The 2992-nt window shown below is 42.3% G+C and carries 1 protein-coding gene and 2 pseudogenes; all 3 read right to left on the reverse strand.

From position 1 onward, the window contains the following. Window positions 1-363: pseudogene (locus AC1DWN_RS31405) on the reverse strand (hypothetical protein); the annotation flags it as partial. An 86-nt stretch (window positions 364-449) separates the two neighbouring features. Next, window positions 450-1328: a carbohydrate ABC transporter permease gene (locus tag AC1DWN_RS31410; RefSeq protein ID WP_477562781.1), complete on the reverse strand. Its 879-nt coding sequence runs from the start codon at window positions 1326-1328 to the stop codon at window positions 450-452. 431 nt (window positions 1329-1759) lie between these two features. Next, window positions 1760-2992 (reverse strand): annotated as a pseudogene (locus AC1DWN_RS31415) (dihydroxy-acid dehydratase domain-containing protein); the annotation flags it as partial.

Genomic DNA, 2992 nt, shown 5'->3' on the forward strand with positions numbered 1-2992 from the left:
CGGCAAATCTTTGCTTGCGAGCAGCACGCTTAGTTTCGCATTACCATCACCGCCCCCGGTGAAAGGTTCAAAATCCAACGTTACACCCGTTTTCTTCGTAATCTCCTGCATGACCGGGTCATCTGGAATACTGTTATTCAGCGGATTGATCAACCACTCTGCGAATATTTTTAGCTTAACGGGATCCTTCACCTCAGGTGATGCTGTTGCATTTGTTGCTGTATTATTGTTATCCGTGCTGGAATTACTGACAGTGCTTGTGGCGCTTTCTTTCTTATTGCCCCCTGAACATGCTGCAATTAAAGCCATGAACATTATGATAACTAGTAACAGCGCAGTTCTTCTGATTCCCTTGTTTTGCATATGAATCCTCCTTTTTTTTATAAAACGATGACGCGATTTCTATATGAAGGCACTATGGCCGAATTTAACCTTATTTTATCTTCTTATCAACCCTTAACTGCTCCGAGCATGATCCCCTTGATAAAGAAACGCTGCAGGAAGGGATAAACAATCATAACGGGCAGGGTTGCAACAATGGTAATGGTCATCCGGATTGAGTTGGGTGTCACCTTAATTTCCGAAAGCTGATTGGCTGCCGAAGCTGTTGCCGATACTGTTTGTGATTTGATCATATTGAGCAGCAGCATCTGCAAAGTAAGCAATCGCGAATCAGTCACAAAAATTAAATTGTCCATCCAAGAATTCCAATGATTAACCGCTTGAAAGATAGCTACCGTTGCCAGGATTGGTAAACATAAAGGCAGTACGATTTTAAAGAAGATTGAAAAGTACCCTGCCCCTTCTACCATAGCCGCTTCTTCCAAAGCCGGAGGAAGCTGTTCGATATATGTTTTGATCAGAATTAGAAAGAAAGGTACGATGATGGAAGGGATGACATAAACCAGAAAGTTATTTTTTAAATGAAGCGTCGTTATTAATAAATACATTGGAATCAGGCCCGAACTGATGTACATCGAAATGATAAGCGATCGATACATAGTTTTCCGAAAGGGAAGGATCGATTTAGTTAGTCCGTATGCAAATAAGGAGCATCCCATCAGAGTTAGTATGGTTCCGAGCACCGTTCTCGCCAAAGTGATCAAGGTAGCGTTAGCCAAATACTCCACCTTAAACACGTTTTGATAATTGATCAAGGTTAGTCCTTTGGGCCATAAAATAATGAGCCCTCTTTGAGCCGCCAAAGGATCTGATAACGAATAGATTATGATATAATAAAACGGGAAAAATGTAATGAAAGCCAAAACAATCATAATAAAATAATTCCCAACAGAAAAAATATTTTCCCCGGTTGATCTTCGTCTCATGATGCGAGTCCCCTCTCTAATAGATCAAATAATGTAGATCAAATAATGTTGCGCCCTGATGTCAGTTTAATTATATAATTTGCCGTGAATATGAGGATAATGCTGATGACTGATTGTTTCAATCCTTTCTATTGAAGTAAGTTTTGTCGCTCTCTATTTAGACATGAATTGCTAACAAATCAAACTCCTAAATCGGTACTTCCCTACAAATCAGTCTAGATTGGGACTCCAAGATCATGCTATTTATCCGAATCTGCTTTTTCCTACTGGAATCAGAGTCAGTTTATAACCAAAAAAACCGCCAATGGCGGTTTTTTTAGGTTTAGGATTTTTCCCTTTGAAGCGTTACTAACCTGTTCGTACAGTTGCACAAAAGGGAGTTTCTTCTTTTATATGATGATATTATTTATTTCAAACGTTCAAAATCCACTTCATATTTCCTTTTGTCTCAGTGCCTCCTGCCCTGCTTCCAAAACTGCGATAATTCGTTCCACGTCATAAACACTGCCTTTCCAAGTACCTCCGCTTACGGCTTGCAGTGCAGCCCAAAGCTTCGTATCATCTGGTAAATTCGGATCAGCAGCCATATCCGGATGAGGGGAACGGGATGCTAGAATGCGAGCACCTTCTTCCTCTGAAAATCTATTTTCACCCTCACCAATAAAATTTAAGCTTCCTTGTAAATGAATTCTATCAATAATAATCTCGATTAAATCACCATTGCGAAGCTTGCCTATCGGTCCGCCAGCCAATCCTTCCGGACCTACATGGCCAATACGTGCTCCTGTGGAAACACCAGAGAATCTAGCATCTGTGATCAACGAAACATACTTACTAAAGGGCAAATATTTAAGCGCAGACGTCAATTGATAGGTTTCCTCCATTCCAGATCCCGCCGGTTCACGGCTAGTCAAGATCATGATATCTTGCGCTTGAATCCCGCCCGTTTTGATGCCAACAACAGGCTCATGCTCGCTTGTGAATACTTTTGCTCTGCCTGTATGTCGATAAACTCCATCCGCATCCACGACTGGTCAATGGATGTCGATTTAATCACAGCTCCCTCTGGCGCTATATTGCCTGTTGGAAAAGTTACTGTCGAAGTAAGCCCTAAATAACTAGCTTGCTCTGGACTCATGATTACTGAATCCGGATCAATTCCATCCACTTCACGCAAATGCTTTCTTACCCGCAAACGGCGTTCAGAGCCTTCCCACCAATCCAGATTCTGTCCAAGCGTTTCGCCAGTAACTGTTAAAACGGTTTCATCCAGCAACCCTAAACGACGTAGATGCAGCATTACTTCTGGAACACCTCCAGCAAGAAACATGCGAACAGTCGGGTGAAATATGGGTCCATTAGGCAATACACTTACAATTCTCGGTACCGTTTGATTGATTTGACTCCAATCCTTGACTGTTGGTATTCGTAGCCCAGCAGCATGTGCAATGGCTGGAATGTGCAGCAATAAGTTTGTTGATCCGCCRATAGCAGCATGGATCACCATCGCATTCCTTATTGCTCCATCGTTCATCCGAATGCCCTTTACTTCCATCTTAATAACAGCACGCGCAGACTGACGCCCAATCTCTCGCCAAATGGTTTGACCTGAAGGATCCAGGGTGAAATGGGGTACAGCTATTCCCAATGATTCGGCAATTACC

Source organism: Paenibacillus sp. P4_A7 (assembly GCF_056402455.1).

Bases quoted from the DNA above. Each gene is read 5' to 3' on its own strand.
- AC1DWN_RS31410 (WP_477562781.1), bottom strand. From the start codon at position 1,328: ATGAGACGAAGATCAACCGGGGAAAATATTTTTTCTGTTGGGAATTAT.